Source organism: Paenilisteria portnoyi (assembly GCF_014322795.1).
GTDB lineage: Bacteria > Bacillota > Bacilli > Lactobacillales > Listeriaceae > Listeria_A > Listeria_A portnoyi.
The window spans coordinates 1-16,869 of sequence record NZ_JAASTT010000024.1 but is presented as its reverse complement, the minus strand read 5'-3'; the positions used below and the strand labels follow the sequence as shown (position 1 = coordinate 16,869).

Annotated in this window: 12 protein-coding genes; 2 read left to right on the top strand and 10 right to left on the bottom strand. The window is 38.9% G+C overall.

Annotated elements, in window-relative coordinates:
• Positions 1–130: 130 nt before the first annotated feature.
• Positions 131–940 carry a Cof-type HAD-IIB family hydrolase gene (locus tag HCJ66_RS13950; RefSeq protein ID WP_187133691.1) on the top strand — a complete coding sequence of 270 codons (810 nt, stop codon included), beginning with the start codon at positions 131–133 and terminating at the stop codon, positions 938–940.
• A 242-nt stretch (positions 941–1,182) separates the two neighbouring features.
• Here the strand turns inward: HCJ66_RS13950 and HCJ66_RS13945 are convergent, their stop codons facing one another.
• The 6 genes from HCJ66_RS13945 to HCJ66_RS13920 all read right to left on the bottom strand — a co-directional run bounded on the left by HCJ66_RS13945 (position 1,183) and on the right by HCJ66_RS13920 (position 10,967).
• Positions 1,183–2,088, bottom strand: coding sequence for a YitT family protein (locus HCJ66_RS13945; RefSeq protein ID WP_187133690.1), 906 nt, complete (start codon positions 2,086–2,088; stop codon positions 1,183–1,185).
• Positions 2,089–2,122: 34 nt separating this feature from the next.
• The gene (locus HCJ66_RS13940; protein WP_187133689.1) at positions 2,123–2,482 is read right to left on the bottom strand and encodes a YisL family protein; all 360 of its coding nucleotides are present in this window, start codon (positions 2,480–2,482) and stop codon (positions 2,123–2,125) included.
• A 24-nt stretch (positions 2,483–2,506) separates the two neighbouring features.
• A complete protein-coding gene (locus tag HCJ66_RS13935; protein ID WP_187133688.1) occupies positions 2,507–3,367 on the bottom strand; it encodes a fumarylacetoacetate hydrolase family protein in 861 nt (286 codons plus the stop codon).
• Positions 3,368–3,369: 2 nt separating this feature from the next.
• Positions 3,370–7,095, bottom strand: coding sequence for a helicase-exonuclease AddAB subunit AddA (gene addA, locus HCJ66_RS13930; protein ID WP_187133687.1), 3,726 nt, complete (start codon positions 7,093–7,095; stop codon positions 3,370–3,372).
• On the bottom strand, positions 7,092–10,568 hold the full coding sequence (gene addB / locus HCJ66_RS13925; RefSeq protein WP_187133686.1) for a helicase-exonuclease AddAB subunit AddB: 3,477 nt from the start codon (positions 10,566–10,568) through the stop codon (positions 7,092–7,094). Before addB ends, addA begins: the two co-directional genes overlap by 4 nt.
• A gap of 162 nt (positions 10,569–10,730) precedes the next feature.
• Positions 10,731–10,967 (bottom strand): IDEAL domain-containing protein, encoded by a 237-nt coding sequence (locus HCJ66_RS13920; RefSeq protein WP_187133685.1) that lies wholly within the window; start codon positions 10,965–10,967, stop codon positions 10,731–10,733.
• 269 nt (positions 10,968–11,236) lie between these two features.
• Between HCJ66_RS13920 and HCJ66_RS13915 the strand changes: the two genes are divergently transcribed.
• Positions 11,237–11,890 carry a competence protein ComK gene (locus HCJ66_RS13915; protein WP_187133728.1) on the top strand — a complete coding sequence of 218 codons (654 nt, stop codon included), beginning with the start codon at positions 11,237–11,239 and terminating at the stop codon, positions 11,888–11,890.
• A gap of 43 nt (positions 11,891–11,933) precedes the next feature.
• On the opposite strand, the gene HCJ66_RS13910 is transcribed toward HCJ66_RS13915, so the two are convergent.
• The 4 genes from HCJ66_RS13910 to HCJ66_RS13895 form a co-directional block, all read right to left on the bottom strand.
• Positions 11,934–12,284: a helix-turn-helix domain-containing protein gene (locus tag HCJ66_RS13910; RefSeq protein WP_187133684.1), complete on the bottom strand. Its 351-nt coding sequence runs from the start codon at positions 12,282–12,284 to the stop codon at positions 11,934–11,936.
• Positions 12,285–12,390: 106 nt separating this feature from the next.
• The gene (locus HCJ66_RS13905; protein ID WP_187133683.1) at positions 12,391–14,268 is read right to left on the bottom strand and encodes a PTS fructose transporter subunit IIABC; all 1,878 of its coding nucleotides are present in this window, start codon (positions 14,266–14,268) and stop codon (positions 12,391–12,393) included.
• Positions 14,269–14,287: 19 nt separating this feature from the next.
• Positions 14,288–15,199 (bottom strand): 1-phosphofructokinase, encoded by a 912-nt coding sequence (gene pfkB / locus HCJ66_RS13900; protein ID WP_187133682.1) that lies wholly within the window; start codon positions 15,197–15,199, stop codon positions 14,288–14,290.
• Positions 15,196–15,948, bottom strand: coding sequence for a DeoR/GlpR family DNA-binding transcription regulator (locus HCJ66_RS13895; protein WP_187133681.1), 753 nt, complete (start codon positions 15,946–15,948; stop codon positions 15,196–15,198). The genes pfkB and HCJ66_RS13895 overlap by 4 nt, the downstream gene beginning before the upstream one ends.
• Positions 15,949–16,869: the final 921 nt, after the last annotated feature.

The following is a 16,869-nucleotide window of genomic DNA, read 5'->3' as shown; positions in this document are numbered from 1 at the left end:
ATTTCTGTAAAGTACTTAGGCGTTTACAAAGCGCGCCCGAACGTCTATCATGAAGGTATACTATCTATTCTATCACTTTATCAAAACGGGGACTAGATATACGAATTATGGAAAGAATGAGGAGACATATATGACAAAAAAATTAATCGTTCTCGACCTGGATGGAACCGCTCTAAAAGGCGACCAAACCATCTCGGATCGAACAAAAAAAGCGTTGGAAAATGCGCGTGCAAAAGGCCATGAAGTCATGATTGCGACGGGGCGACCTTACCGCATGAGCCATATGTATTATTATGAATTGGGCCTCGATACACCCATTGTGAATTTTAATGGTGCCGTATTCCATCACCCACGCGATATTAAATTCAGTAACGCTTATCACCAAGCAATTGACTTAAAAACAGCACGCGAACTACTCGATTTTTCGACAAATTATGCGCTTGATAATATTGCGGCGGAAGTACAAGATAGCGTGTTCTTGCGCGAACGAAATGCTAGCGTGCCCGACATGTTCCAGCAAGGTAAAGATAATGTTTTCATCGGTGATTTGCGAAACACCATTACAACAGATCCGACATCTTTACTATTCTTTGCGAGTCATGAAATGTTGCAAGAAGTCAGTGATCATATGGATACTCGCCTCTCAAACATCGTGACGTACCGCAACTGGGGTGCTGAATGGCCTGCAATGGAAATGACAAAATTCGGCGTTCACAAAGCGATTGGGGTTCAAGCAGCCAGCCGTTTCCTAGGCATCGATCGTAAAAATATCATTGCTTTTGGCGATGAGGATAACGATCTCGAAATGCTTGATTATGCCGGCGTTGGAGTTGCGATGGGTAATGCAATTGAGCCACTTAAAAATGTTGCGAATACAGTGACGCTATCCAATGAAGCGGATGGTATCGCAGTTTATTTAGAAGAAAATTTAGGCGTTTAAAATCTATATTATAGAAGGCTGACTCCATCAAATCACTGAGTCAGCCTTTTTCATATACCTAAATAATGATATAATAAAATTCTAGAAAGAAAAAAGGATGTGTTAGCTATATGTTAGCAATTATCATTATTATCTGCTGGTTCATCGCTTTCATGGCCGTATGGGCAATCATAAAAGCATCCACAAAAAAGCCAAAATAAGTCCACCATACACTCGGTGCGTGCTTATTTTGGCTTTTTTCATCATTGATGCATTCTAGTCTTATACATCTCCATCTCCATTTTCTGATCAGCTTCTGAACGGAAATCTCCAAACACGCTAGCAGTCTCCACAACATTAATAAAGCATCGAGGATCAACTGCTTGAACAACATGCGTTAAATCATACAGCTCATATCGCGTAATCACAATCACAAGCATCGTCACGCTCTCTCTTGAATAGGCTCCAATCGCCTCCACAACTGTAATTCCGCGAAACATATTATCCTGAATCCCTTTAATCACATTTTCTGGATTCTGCGTCATAATCATCGCCGTCAGTTTCTGATGTCTCGTATGAATCGTATCAATCACTCGACTCGAAACATATAGCGAAATCAACGTATAAAGGGCAAACGTCCATTCATATGTAAAGCCAGCAATCAGAATAATAACGCCATTCATCAGCAAAAAATACTTTCCAAAAGAGCGCCCCGTCTTAATCGTAATATACATCGCGATAATATCAAGCCCTCCCGAAGAAATTCCGAATTTAAGCGCAAGACCAATCCCTACAGAAGAAATGACCCCACCAAAAATAGCATTCAACAAAATATCCGAAGAAACCTCTTGTACCGGTATGACAATCAAAAATAACGACATAAAAGCAACCGTAACAAAACTAAACACCGTAAACGCCCGGCCAACCTTAAACCAGCCCAACACCGCCACCGGTATGTTTAGCAGTAAGACAAGCAATCCCGTTGACAGACTAATCCCAATACCATCTTGTAATAAATCAGAAGTCAGCTGTGCAACCCCCGTCAAGCCACTTGCATAAACATGAGCAGGAATTAAGAAAAAATTCATTCCAATTGCATTAAGCAATGCCGCAAGCACCGCAATAAAAAATTTTTTCGTACCATCAATATAAATTTGCTGTTGATTCAACCCAATTTCCCACTTTCAAAAAAATTAAGCACGCTTAAAATAGCGGTCTTCCTCCAGATAAATAAAATCCTATACTCACTGTTGCGACTACACACACGATAAACAAGGTGAAAAAGAGGTTCGATGGTTTCCCCTTTTTCCGATAGATAAGTAACATTTCCACAACACCAATTGTTGCTAATCCAAGCAATATTTTAAAAATAGATACAACAACATGTTCACTAAAACTATACTGTACCATCATAATACCGCTTAAAATAACCGTAATATAAAGTACCCGATTACACATTTGCATAATAGTAAAAACTTTTGCCGATTTCTTATAAATAAGCAACGCAACTAAGGTGAAAACAACAATACCAACCCATGAAATTAAATGAATATATAACCACATAAAAATTCCCCATTTCCCTTCTATTTACATAACTTGATTCTCTAATGTTCCAATACCTTCAATCGTAACCGTAACAGTATCTCCTTCATTTAAGAAGCGCGGTGGTTTCATTGCTTTACCAACCCCATCAGGCGTCCCCGTTGCGATAACATCCCCAGGCATAAGCGTATGGCCTTTAGACAAATCCGAAATAATCGTTGCAATAGGAAATATAAGCTGATCGAGCGTACCGTCCTGTCTCTTCTCCCCGTTCACCCACGTCTGAATCCGCAACGAGCCCGGATCAGCAATTTCATCCTTCGTAACCACATAAGGACCAATTGGACAGCTACCATCCAAGCTTTTCGCCAAATAAAATTGCTTATGTTTTACCTGTAAATCGCGCGCCGTCACATCATTCACAATCGTGTATCCAAAAATCGCATCCAAAGCCTCTGACTCCGAAATATTTGTCACTGCCTTGCCAATCACAACCGCAAGCTCCCCTTCATAATCAAGCTCACTAGCCACATCCGCATGTAAAGGAATCGTTCCTTTATGCCCAACCAGCGTATTACTACTTTTTGTAAAAATAATAATCGCCTCAGGAATATCCGCAACACTTCCCATTTCAATCGCATGTTTCCGATAATTCTTCCCAACCGCCATCACATTATTCGGTGGTATAATTGCCGGTAAAAACTGCACATCCTTACATGGAATTGCACCATGCATTGCTTCCTGCTGCTTCTCAATATGGACCAATTTCTCTGGTTGTGAAATAAGCTCCACCAATGTACGCGGGCATTCAGACTCTGCAAAAAACGCGCTAATATCAATGATTCTATCTCCCTTAACAATACCAAAGGACTCCCTACCATTAATTTTAAAGCTAATCCACTTCATTTCTAATTTCCCCCTATCAGCTCACAAACATGATCCCCATCAAAAAAGTATAAATAAACATGATCCACTTGTCTACCTTTAATTTTCTCAATTGCTTCTTTGTACATATCCATCTGAACCTGGTACCGCTTCTTTAAAATAGCCTCTCCCCCAACCCAGCCATTTTCAAATTTCCCAGTAACCTGATCTGTCTTGTAATCGATAATAATAAGCTGGTCATCAAGCTCTATCATAACGTCAATCATCCCTTGAACAATAATCTGTTCCGTTGTATCAACATCCGGGTGTATACGATTGGCAGGAATTTTGTAACTAAAGGGTACTTCCCTTAACACACAATCCCGATTCGCAAGCATCAATTGCCCCAGCTCCGTATCAAAAAAGTTCAATATAAAATCAACTTGTATCGTCGCCACTTGCTCCTCATTCATAACTTCCTTGGAAACAAGCTCATCAAGCAATGCCTCTATTGTTGGCGCAGTTGGCGCCGTCGCCAAAGAAAGGGCCTGCATCACGGTATGCATCGCCGTCCCTTGCTCCGTTGCCGTCAACTTCTTCTCTTGTAAAAACTTAGGCCTATCAAATGACACTGGTTGCGTACTTCTTGTAAATCGCGTATCACTAAAGCTATCCGCAACCGAAAACTGACGCTTCACCTCTGTCACTGATTGCTTAGAACGAATTCCAGTTTCTTCTATATAACCATATTGAAATGAAAGACGCTCTTGAATCTGTTCAAAATACGGCGATTGCTCTACCGCACTCTTCCCATTCTTCACTATATCCAACCAGCTCAAGTCCTGCTTAGCATCCACATCCACCGTTAAAAACTCCTGGTAATTATGTTTCTCAAATAAAAGTCGCATATTGGTAGGCAACCGAACTGTCCCCGAACTATTTCCACTCCCCATCTGCTCCATATAATTGGGATGCCTCACGAAAGCACTACCCACCCACTGCAAATAATTTTTCGCCTGAAACCTAACACTTGCTGGTAATATCCACTCCGTCTCTACCAAGTTTTGCTCCCATTCTGCAACAGACTTCTCAAGGCTCGGTACCGTCCCAACCAATATTAATTTCTCCTCAGCACGAGTTAACGCTACATATAGAACTCGCATCTCCTCCGCCATCATCTCAGCAACCTTTTTATACTTTATTGCCTGTTGCATAATTGATGGATAAACTAAGCGCCTCACAGGATCATTATACCTCGTGGCAAACCCAAAGTCTTTATCAAACAAATATTTATTATAAATATCCCGCATATTAAATTTGCGATCCAATCCAGATAAAAATACGACAGGAAACTCCAGCCCCTTGCTCGCATGAATCGTCATCATTCGGACTACATCTTCCTTCTCACCCAACGTTTTGGCAGTTCCTAAATCCTGCCCCTTTACTTGCAACCTCTCCACAAATCGAATAAACCGAAACAACCCACGAAATGCTGTCTTCTCATACTGATTAGCACGATCCAACAACGCCCGTAAATTAGCTTGCCTCTGCTTTCCACCTGGCAACCCACCAACGAAATCATAAAAATGCGTCTCCTGGAAAATTTCCGCTATCAAATCTGCCAAATCTTCACGCATAGATAATTCCCGCCATTTGCTTAATTGTCGTAAAAAAGCCTGCAACTGCGAAGCCAATTCCCCTGATTCAGAAAGGGCATATTTCTCCAACGCTTCAAAATACGGCTTATTTTTTCCGATAGCTCGGATTCTAGCCAATGAGTCCTCATCCAAATTAACAATAGGCGAGCGCAATACGGATGCAAGTGGAATATCTTGATACGGATTATCAATAATTTTGAGCAGAGATATCATAATAGCAACCTCCGTCGCCTCAAAATACCCAGAATTATTATTGGCATAGAAGGGAATATCCAATTCCTTCATCGCATCCTCCATATCAGGCGCACTTGTCAACGCCCTCGATAAAATAACGATATCCCGATACTCCATCGGACGTTGTTGTTTCAACCCTTTATCAAAAACTGGTGTCTTCTCATCAATTAATCTAGCAATCCGCTTTGCAATATAACGCGCCTCGGCTTGCCTTTTTTGCAGTTTTTCAGGAGTCAGCTCATCCGCCTCATCAGATTTTTCATCCTGCTCCATATCAATCAAAATAAGCTCTGTCTGCGTATTATCCGATTCTGGAAAACGAGCCCCTAAAACCAGTTCTGCCTGTTCATCGTACTCGATTTCGGCAACTTCCGTATCCATCAACTGATTAAAAATAAAATTCGTCGTATCCAGTACATCCGAACGACTTCTAAAATTCTGAGACAAATCAATTTTCAATCCAGTTCCATCACCAGTCCCCGAATAACGTTTATACTTCGCTAAAAACAAACCAGGTTCCGCTAACCGAAAACGATAAATAGATTGCTTCACATCCCCAACCATGAATAAATTACCATTTTCCTCCGTATCCGCCGTCACCAAAGACAATATCCGCTCCTGTACCATATTTGTATCCTGGTATTCATCAATCAAAACCTCTTTAAATTTCTCTTGATATCCCAATGCAGCGCTAGATGGCGCTCCTTCCTGCTCAGGGTCACTTAAAACACGTAACGCCAAATGCTCTAGATCATTAAAATCCAGCATCCCCCGCGAAACTTTCTCCTTATAAAAGCGAATAGCAAACTCTTTCGTAAGCTCAATCAAAGTCACAATCGTAGGCTTCATTTTTAGCAAATCTGAAATATAATGAACACCATCTCGCGAAAACCACTCACTTCCTGCTTCTGTCACCGTCTTCTTCGCCTGGTCACGAAGCTTCTTCACTTGATTCACCATGACCTCATCATACAGTTCTTTATCTTTCAAAGTAGCAATCCGCTGAAATTTAACAGATTTCCAAGCACTCGTCAACTGCTCCCAATCCTGATGCAGTGCTTGCATCAAATATTTAATCTGTTCCAAATCACTCTCAAGCGTCACTAAATACGGCTCTGGTCCAGCCGACTCATTACATAAGAAAATCGCATGCTTCAAAAAATGCTCTGCCTGCCGCAACGTCATCGCCAATTGCTTCTCAATAATCGTATAAAATGGCAACACAGTAACATCCGTTACATCTTCAACAGCATAGTTAGCAACAATCTCATCCAGCCAAGCTTCTGGTTCAGGATGCGCTCTTGAAAAATCATAAAGTGCCCCAACAACCTGCCCAATATCATCATCTGAACGGTCACCAGAAAAAGTATCCACTAACTCAAAAAATGCGATATTCTCGGCATTTCCGTAATGCTCCTCCAATAGTTTATCCATCACTTCATCACGTACCATCGCACTTTCAATCGGTTCAATCAACCGAAATTCTGGATCAATATCCGCTAAATAATAATATTTTTTTATGACATCTAAACAAAATGAATGCAAGGTCGAGATAGAAGCATAATTAAGCAAAGCTATTTGCCGCTTCAAGTGTGAAGAGGACTCATCCTCCAATAAAGCCTTCTCCACAGCCTTACCAATTCTCGCCTTCATCTCAGCAGCAGAAGCGTTCGTAAATGTCACAATGAGCAACTGATCTACATCTATTGGTTCATCAGGATCAACAATCTTCTCAATGACACGATTCACTAAAACAGCCGTCTTTCCTGATCCAGCAGCTGCGGCAACAAGAACATTCTGCCCACTTGCATAAATCGCCTTCCACTGATCATCTGTCCACGTAACATTCTCTGGCTTTATCGGAATTCCCCTCTTCATTCTTGCCCCTCCTCACGCATCTTTCTCAAAATATCTTCCCTACTTTGATTCTCTAATTTACGATACTGATTGTTCTCAAGCGATGCATCAAACTGACAAACCGATCGAAACGCACAGAGTTGACAAGGCGTCCGTTCCTTCAATTTATAAGGATTAATCGCTACTTCCCCGTCAATAATTTTATTCCCCGCCTTCGTATACTGGTGGCGAACGTACTCGCGCATCGTATCAAACTCTGCTTTTGTTGCAGTTGCCGAATGTGCATTAAAATTCCCATCCTTTTTCAAACCAGTAGGTATCACAGCAGAGGTTTTCCCAGCCTCAAGTTCCGTATCCATAAGTGATACTGCCAATGCATCATCTAGCACTAATCCCTTCATCCGAAAGCTCTTCAATAATTCCTTCTCAAGCTCTGTTTCCGTTAATTCCTTATCCGCATTAATAAGCGGATTATGCATATGAAAATACAGCACTCCTGCTGGCTCTGCAACTTTCCCAATAAGTTTAGCTGAATTCGCCACAACAATATCTAAATACGTCAACATCTGTAAAGCCAATCCATAATAAACTTCCGTCATTGGTAGATCATGCGAACTTGACTTATAATCAATAATTCTTAAAAATGTACGCTCGTCCTGCTCAGCCTCATCAATTCTATCAATCCGTCCCTGTAGTATGAGTTCACGTCCACCATTAAGTGGCAATTTCAAAGGAGGTATTTCACCTTTCACCCCAAAATCAACCTCTAATCCAACCGGCTTAAACCGACTAATTTTAGCCTGTTCATTCAACACCCGCGTGGCTCTAATAATAATATTCAAAAGCTTATATTGAATATATTCCAGTCGCTTCGTACTAAGTAATATTTCATGTTGCAACTTAGGCACCAAATACTTCATAGCAAGCGTCGCAAGTTCCATACATTGCTCCACCGATAATTGTCCCCACTCCAAATTATTTTCCCGCAACTTTGCCGATATCCATTCCATCGCTCCATGAAATATCTCACCAATATCCACAGATTGCAATTTAAAATGAGCCCGCTCCTCTAGTTTCAAACCATGTTGCGCAAAATGCTGGAAATGACAACTATAAAAACGTTCCATTCTAGAAACACTTGCATGAATATTCTCACCAAATAAAGAAGTTGCAACTTCTTCTGAAATATTTTTAGCCTTATTTTGATAAAATAAACTTTCTAAAATCTGCAGAGCAGAACTTCTCCACTCCTCATCTGATTGAAAAAATGAATACGCATCCCACCAAACAGGAGACATAGGATACCCTTTCTTCTTATACTGCATTTGCGCAGTTAAAAGCGCTATCGCAGACTTAGGGGTAGATATATAAGACGCCTGTTCTGAGTCGCTCAATAAAGAAGGATCACTCAAATAAAGCCCTCTCTTAACCTCAGGAAAAATGGCTTCAATTCGCCTAATATAATTTGATTCAGACATTTCCTTCCCATTCTCATCCGCATTAGGAAAACTAATAAATAAACGCTCTGAAGGTAACGTAAATAAGCGATACGCAAGAAAATCTTCACTTGAAAGCATGCTCTTACCACTAGGTCGAACAGCAATTCCCGATTGATTTAAATACTCCCTGTCTTCATCCGATAAAATGCCACTCTCTATTTTCTTCATTGGTAAAACGCCATCATTAATACCCACCGCAAAAATAATTTTCATATTCAGCAATCTTGAATTATCCATATCCGTTATAATTAACTGGTCCAAAGACGGTGGTAACAAGGCAAAATCCAAAGCATCTAATCCTGTATTTATAATATCAAAGAAAACGTCTAGCGATAGTTCTTCATCCCCCATCACCTCTACAAACTCGTCTAGCAAGGCAATAACAGACTTCCACGCCTGTTCATGCTCTTTTGCTAACTCAAGCTCATCCATCTCCTCCGCGCGTTTACGCCACATATCTAGCCGTTTATCAACCTGTACATCCAGCATAAATTCAAAAAGTGCACTCGCCAGTCCCACACCATTGTCAGCAACTTTCAATCGCGTCTCCAGAATCATTAGCGGTGCTTTTATTCGCTCCCTTACTTCATTAATCGTTGCCTCTTTCGCCTTTTCATCATCCGTCTGCACACCTTGATTCAAATCTAAGCCGCGAATTTTCCGATAGCCCCAAGGCCGCTTATCCATCCACCTACGCTTATTGTAAATCCCATTCTCTAATACATAATTTTCAAAAATATCTACCTTCCCACGATAGGCACTACTACTCACATCTAAGGGGAAGAAAAATTCTGTTCTAACAGCCTGAAAAACAGCCTCATATTGCCAATTAGTCCGAATCACATCTAAACTAGAACGAAGAAACTCTACCATAGGATGATTAGCCATCGTGCGTTTCTTATCGATAAAATAAGGAATATCATTCGCACTCAAAGAAGCCTTCAAAATGGTCTCGTATGCCTCTGTATTTCGAAGCAAAATAGCCATATCTCGATAACGATACCCCTCTGCGCTCAACTCTCTGACACGCCTTGCAACCCCCTCAATTTCCGCCCGCCGGTTGTTCGCCTCATCAACAGAAAGACTTGGTGTAGCACCCTCAAATGGTGCCACAGAAAAATCGCCCCAACTTGCCTGTAAATAAGCTAAATCACTATTTCGAAAGCGTGTATTTTCTTTTAAAATGATATCTGGTAAGACATCACAAGCTTTGTTCTGCGCGATTTCTTTTAACTTAACATATGTCGTCCCCGTTAATTGAAATAAATTATACGATTGCAAATTGTTCATGCTATAAGCTTTATCCAATGTCAATGTAATCGTCACATTTTTACAAACACTAAGGATTTCACTTAAAATCAAGTACTCTTGTGGCGAAAATTCATGAAACCCATCAATAAAAATCTCACTCTCCGCTAAAAAAACATTCCCTGAAATCGCACCAGCAAGTAGTCTCAAATAATCCTCATTCTCTAAATATTTCCCAGCCAATACACGCTCGTAAGCCTCGTAAAGCACAGCTATATCCGCCATTTTATTATTCAAATCTGCGCTGGTCTGACTATCAAATCCCTGTAGCTGTTCTTGCTCAACACAAAACTGTTTCATCTCTTTAAAAACCTGCTCCAACTCTTTAATAAAGCCCTTTTGCGAAGCATTCCGTCCAAAAAGCTGTAACTCATCTTCTTTCTCAATCATTATTTTGCGAATGACCATTTCTAATCCCGAATCCGTCAAAAAAGTCCTAGCAAGTCCACCACTTTCCTGTAAAATACGCCAAGCCAAACGATTGAAGCTAAAAATCTGCGCATCTAATAAGCACGCAATTTCTTCCCGTTCAAAAAAAACCGTCTCCGTTTGCAAAGTCATCTGATCTGGAACTAAGAAAATACAATTATGCTTCTCTTTTCTGCTATTAATTTTCTCTGCCAGCATATCCATAATTAATGTCGTTTTCCCAGTACCTGCGCGCCCTATAATAAACTGTAAACTCATTCCACCACCACCGAACGTATGTTTGTTTTATATCATAACACATATTATCCAACTAGACCAGACTTAATTTAAAATCCTAATCTCAGTCTATCACTATAATCGAATTTCAACAAATGACACATGAAAAAACTAGAGCCGCTTTGACCCTAGTTCTCACCTCATTTATTTAAAAGCAAGCATTTCCTGCTGCATTCCGTTTAATTTCTCTGTCAAAAGATAAAATTTCTCTTTATCATTATTGTCAAGAGCAGTATCGATTTCATCTTTCAATTGCTGCATCCGGTGTTCATCAAGGAGCATTGTCATGTAGCACTCAATAAATGTATTCACTAACTCTTTTTCTCCTTTTAGAACTCCAACTTGATTAACTAATGAACTTGAAAAATCTCGCATTTCCATGACTGATCACTCCTTCTTAATTTTTTTATTGCCACTATGAAAAAATAGAAATAAGGGGTTAAAAAGTCATATTCTTTATAAAAATAGAATTTTTAGAAAAAATAGTGACTTCGAGAATTAGCTGTGCTATACTCAAGCTAGCAAATGAGATGAACCATAGACAGATAGCTTCAAAGTAGGTGTACCTAAGAATTTTCAAAAACAAACCGGATATTCCATAATCTTAACTCGGTGCATTTACACTACTTATATACATCAAAAGGAGTGACATTATGTCCAAGAAAATGAAAACGCCAGTGTATGAGGTTAATCCCCATACCATGATAATCCTGCCTCTAAAAACAAAATCAGGGGTTCAATCAGAAGTCTTTGAATTAAACGATCATCGTATATCTAGTTTTACCCCATTATTTCTAATTAAAACAAGCTGCCAATATTTCGGCTCTAGTTATGAAGGACGAAGAGAAGGGACACGCTTCTTGACAGGCGTCACACACAAACCACCAATTATGATTGATCCTGTTAGTTTCACGTATGCATTCCCAACAACTTCAGCTGGAAGAGACGATTGTATTTGGATTTTCCCACAACACATCTCAGAATATTACGATTCTAATTATAATTGCACAACAATCCGATTCAATAATAAGCAAAAAATAAAAATATCTGTATCTTTTGCTACATTCAATAATCAAATGGCTAGGGTTTCTATGCTGCACATGAAATTTTCTCAAAAAATGCGTAGTGTAGAGACGGAGTACCCATATTCCAATCTCTTATTCCCACCTATCTCTTTAGCAGCAGAGAGTAGAGAGCCTTACAATCTTGAAGAAATAAGTGATGTCAACGAACATTTCATTGACTTCAGTTACCCAGATATTCCACAGCAAAAAAAGGATAAAAAAAACAAAGAAGATAAATAAAAAACGAGGCAGTCACTTTTTTCCGGTTTGTGACTGCCTTAAATTAACTATTTCGATTTCCTAAAGCCTCTGAAATTCTTTTCAAAAGCAATAATTCTTCTTCCGAATAGGAGTAGGGTAATTCTAAGTACCACTTTTCCAATTCAGGATTCCCAATTAACGGAAAAGCATTCACCGAATTTTTCTCTCTAAGACCAGCCACATCGTCCAACAAAAAATCTGTTGTTGTTCCTAATTCATCTGCCAACTTAGCAAGAATAAATATCGGTGGTCGGTGATTATCATTCTCATACTTGCTAATTGTAGAAGATGTTACACCAATCCTCTCTGCTAGCTGCTTCTGTGTCAATCGATGTTTCTTTCGAAGCAATATTAATTTTTCTCCAAAGTCCATACCCTCACCCCTTCCTATACGTTCATTATAGCAATAAATGAGAGTTATTTCGACTATTAGTGCATACCAAAGAAAAACCGCCCTATCACTAGAGCAGTTATTTCTATTATTTTGCTTTCTTCCAAAAACCATATATCAACCCGGAAATGACTGTTCCTATAAGGATCGATAACAAGAACAACATAGGATGGTTAGCTAGTCCTACAACAAATATCCCCCCATGTGGTGCAGGAACATTAATTTGCCAGAACTGCGTTAAACCTCCGGCAATTGCCGAACCTAGCACACATGACGTAATAACCCTCAACGGATCTGCTGCTGCGAAAGGAATAGCCCCTTCTGTTATGAATGACAATCCTAACACATAGTTTGTCAAACCAGCTTGCCGCTCATCGGATGTAAATTTATTTTTAAATATCGTCGTAGCCATCGCAATAGCAAGTGGTGGAACCATCCCACCAGCCATTACAGCTGCCATAAATGCACCATCAGTATTACCAGTCGTTGTAAATACACCAATTGCAAAGGTATAGGCAGCCTTATTAAATGGGCCACCCATATCAATAGCCATCATTCCGCCTAACACTGTTCCTAATATAACCGCATTTGTTGTCCCTAATGATTGCAGTTGATCCACCAAGAACTCATTAATTGTCGCGAAAATAGGATCAAAGATAAAGTACATTAATCCCCCGGTAATAAGTAATCCTAGTACAGGATAAATTAAAATAGGCTTTAAACCTTCCAATGTTTTAGGCATTTTAGAAAAGAGGATTTTCAACCCAAGTACAACATAACCCGCTAAGAAACCAGCTAGTAGTCCGCCTAAAAAACCAGCATCCGATGTCGCTGCTAACAAACCACCAACCATACCTGGCATTAAACCAGGACGATCGGCAATACTCATCGCAATGAAACCAGCTAGTATTGGAATAAGGAACATAAAGGCCCCAGTTTCTCCACCACTAATCGCACCTAACATATCTGTAAAAGTTTTAGCACTCGGGAAATACTGTTCTAACAAGAAAGAAAATGCTAAGAGGATACCTCCACCAACAACAAATGGTAGCATGTGTGAAATACCATTCATCAAATCTTTATAAATGCGACTCCCAATCGAAACTTTTTGACCGTTCCCAACAGAGCTATCTTTTTCACCACTATGATGGTATACAGGGGCTTCTTTTGCAATTGCCTTATTAATAAGCTCTTCTGGTTTTCTAATGCCATCACTCACAGGCGTTTCTAGAACATGCTTCCCATCAAATCTAGCCATTTCTACTTTTTTATCCGCAGCAACGATAACACCATTGGCACGTTCAATCTCATCAATTGTCAATTTATTTTTTGCACCATCCGAGCCATTTGTCTCTACCCGAATATCAACACCCATCTCTTTTGCCTTATTCTTCAGCGCGTCCTCAGCCATATAAGTATGTGCGATTCCTGTAGGACAAGCTGTTACTGCAACTACAAAGGGCTTATCCCGAGAAATATCACTGTACGCAATACCATCAGATGCTTCTTTTTCTCCTTGCGCCTCATCAAATAAAGCTGTTACTTCTTCAGTAGATGCTGCATTACGTAATTTTCCAACAAAATCTGGATGGATAAGTAAGCGTGATAAAGCAGCAAGTGTTTCTAAGTGTGTCTGATTCGCCCCATCAGTTGCCGCAATCATAAAGAATAAAAACGCAGGTTGCCCATCTAATGATTCATAATCTAGTCCAGCTTCACTTTTAGCAAATACTACTGTTGGTGTATTTACTGCCTTTGTTTTAGCATGAGGCATTGCAATACCATCACCTATACCGGTAGAACTTTCTTGCTCTCGCTTCATAATCTCCTTTTTAAAAAGAGATACATCATTAATTTTTTCATTTTCAGCCAGTTTTGCAATCATTTCATCTATTGCAGCCTCTTTTGTCGTTGCTTTCAAGGAAAGTATCATCGTATCTTGACTCATAATATCAGTTATTTTCATAATGTAAGCCTCCCAATTATCATATCTCTGAAATTTTAACTTTTGGAATTAATTTTTGAATAGCATCATATGTCGCCAAATCCATAGAAAAAGCAGTTGCACTACCAGTAGCTACTGCGACTCGAAATGCTTTTAGAACATCATTTGTTTCCATATAAGTACCAATAAAACCACCAATCATCGAATCCCCTGCACCGACAGAATTTTTCACTTGTCCAATCGGAGTATTAGACTGATACACCTTATCCTTTACAAAAAGCAAGGCACCATCACCAGCAAGCGATACAATCACATGCTTAGCCCCTAGCTCTAAACACTTTTTACCATAAATAACGATATCCTCTATGCCATTTAGCTCTACACCAAATAACTCAGCGAGCTCATGATGATTTGGTTTAATAAGAAATGGTCCCCTTTTTAAAGTATCCAATAAACTAGCTCCAGTCGTATCAATCATAAACTCTATATCCTGAGCTTCACACTTTGCAATGATTCTATTATAAAAATCAGAGCCCAGAGAAGGTGGAATACTGCCAGATAAAACAACAATGTCTCCCTTTTTCATAGCATCAAATTGTTGAAAAAAATCTACAACTTCAGCAGAGTTAATAGTTGGTCCAGATCCATTTATTTCAGTCTCCTCACCATGTTTCAACTTAACATTAATTCGTGTGTCATCTGCAATATGTGTAAACCTGCTTGTACTCCCCTCATTCTCCAACCACTGTTGAATAAAATCACCCGTAAAACCACCTAAAAAGCCTAAAGCACAATTATCAATCCTTAATTGATTAAGTATCCTAGAAACATTAACTCCTTTGCCTCCTGGTAACTTAATACTAGTTTTCATTCGGTTTAAGTGACCTAATTCAAGATCATCAACCTCCACAATATAATCAATCGACGGGTTCAATGTCACTGTATAAATCAATCTAGCACCTCCATAACACTTGTTTTTTTCATCAAACTTAACTTTTCTTCCTCATTTATGCTATTAGTAATCAACACAGCGGCTTCCAAATCAAACATCTTAGCAAAATGACTATGATGCAATTTAGAGTTATCAGCCACAATAAAAGTTTCATCAGAAAGCTCCATAGATCGGCGCTTTAATAGGGCTTCCTCCATATCTGGCGTTGTATACCCATCTACCATATGGATACCATTTGCACCAATAAAAGATTTATCAAATCGATAATTCATGATATTATCTAAAGCAATTCCCCCAATGATGGCTTTTGTTTTCGCTTTCATTTTCCCACCTAAAATGTACGCATTTAAATCTAAATTAACGAGTTCTTCCACATGCATCAACCCATTAGTAACCACCGTAATATCACGACCAACTAAAAAATCAATCATTTCAAATGTAGTGGAACCTGCATCCAAATAAATACAATCCCCATCAACAACAGTTGAAGCTGCCAATCTAGCAATTTGCTTTTTTTCTCGAACGTTTCTGACTGATTTCTCTAGCATACTCATCTCAATAGTTCTAGCTTGACTAAGTATTGCCCCTCCATGTACTCTCCTCAACACTCCTAAATTTTCTAATTCAGCTAAATCGCGACGTATTGTAGACTCCGAAGAATCTGACACTTCAATTAAATTCTTTAATTTAACTGTACCTTTACGCTTCAAAAGATCCATTATGAGTTTATGCCGCTCTGCATTCAACATAGAATCCCTCCATTCCTCAAAAGAATACCACCATATACGTCCAAAGTCAACCAAAATCATTCAAAAAGAATCATTGAATAAGCACAAATAATCTTTAGTCCTCTATTTTGAAATATTATCCTTTTTAAAGATATTTTATATACATGACTTTACTCTCGTTTTTTCTATGTCTCTTAAATCTTTGCATTATATGTAGCATAGAATAAAAAAACACGTATAATATTTCACATTAATATCTGTTTGAATGGATTTGAAAGGTTACTTTTTAACCAATATACTCACACTTTATAATGTGCTAGTAAATAAAGATGTCACATCGTGTCTTTTATCCATAAAATAACAACAAAAACTCCGTATTTTATGGATAATTTCTGCTAAATGTGTCGAATCCATGTCTTTCCACCGCCATAAATAATCAATCTAAAAGCATGTAATTTATAAATTGTAGAGTATTGTTTTAAAAACAAATTATTCTAACTATTTTATACGAATATCTAACAAAAATAAATACTTCATGCTTGTAACATATCAAGATCTAGTACATTCTACAACGTTATTACCTGAATTCTATAATTAAACGAGACACAAAAAGAGACATGGGATGATACACTTAACGAAACCTACCAAAGCCCATAAAATGTAGACATAAGGCTATTCCCCTCGATTCAGAAACGAAAGCACTTATGAGGAAGCGTATTGCAACCGGGTGGACAGCAGATACCATCGCTAGCCCCAATTCCAAACCCTTTCCGCGTTCGATGAAAACCTTTTATTGCATGTTTTCAGAAGAGATATTTGGCAAAAAAACGTGGATTATATAGAATTCACATTTATACAGAATAATTTTAAATTGAACCAATTTCATAAGTCGCTTTTTATTCGAAATTAGACGAATCCAATTTTATGATTTTTCATTTTTAA

What these genes read in the sequence shown, in the direction of transcription:
- HCJ66_RS13905 (WP_187133683.1), bottom strand. Translation starts at nt 14,268, where the DNA reads ATGAAAATAACTGATATTATGAGTCAAGATACGATGATACTTTCCTTG.
- HCJ66_RS13895 (WP_187133681.1), bottom strand. Translation starts at nt 15,948, where the DNA reads ATGTTGAATGCAGAGCGGCATAAACTCATAATGGATCTTTTGAAGCGT.
- addB (WP_187133686.1), bottom strand. Translation starts at nt 10,568, where the DNA reads ATGAGTTTACAGTTTATTATAGGGCGCGCAGGTACTGGGAAAACGACA.
- HCJ66_RS13910 (WP_187133684.1), bottom strand. Translation starts at nt 12,284, where the DNA reads ATGGACTTTGGAGAAAAATTAATATTGCTTCGAAAGAAACATCGATTG.
- HCJ66_RS13920 (WP_187133685.1), bottom strand. Translation starts at nt 10,967, where the DNA reads ATGGAAATGCGAGATTTTTCAAGTTCATTAGTTAATCAAGTTGGAGTT.
- HCJ66_RS13940 (WP_187133689.1), bottom strand. Translation starts at nt 2,482, where the DNA reads ATGTGGTTATATATTCATTTAATTTCATGGGTTGGTATTGTTGTTTTC.
- HCJ66_RS13950 (WP_187133691.1), top strand. Translation starts at nt 131, where the DNA reads ATGACAAAAAAATTAATCGTTCTCGACCTGGATGGAACCGCTCTAAAA.
- HCJ66_RS13935 (WP_187133688.1), bottom strand. Translation starts at nt 3,367, where the DNA reads ATGAAGTGGATTAGCTTTAAAATTAATGGTAGGGAGTCCTTTGGTATT.
- addA (WP_187133687.1), bottom strand. Translation starts at nt 7,095, where the DNA reads ATGAAGAGGGGAATTCCGATAAAGCCAGAGAATGTTACGTGGACAGAT.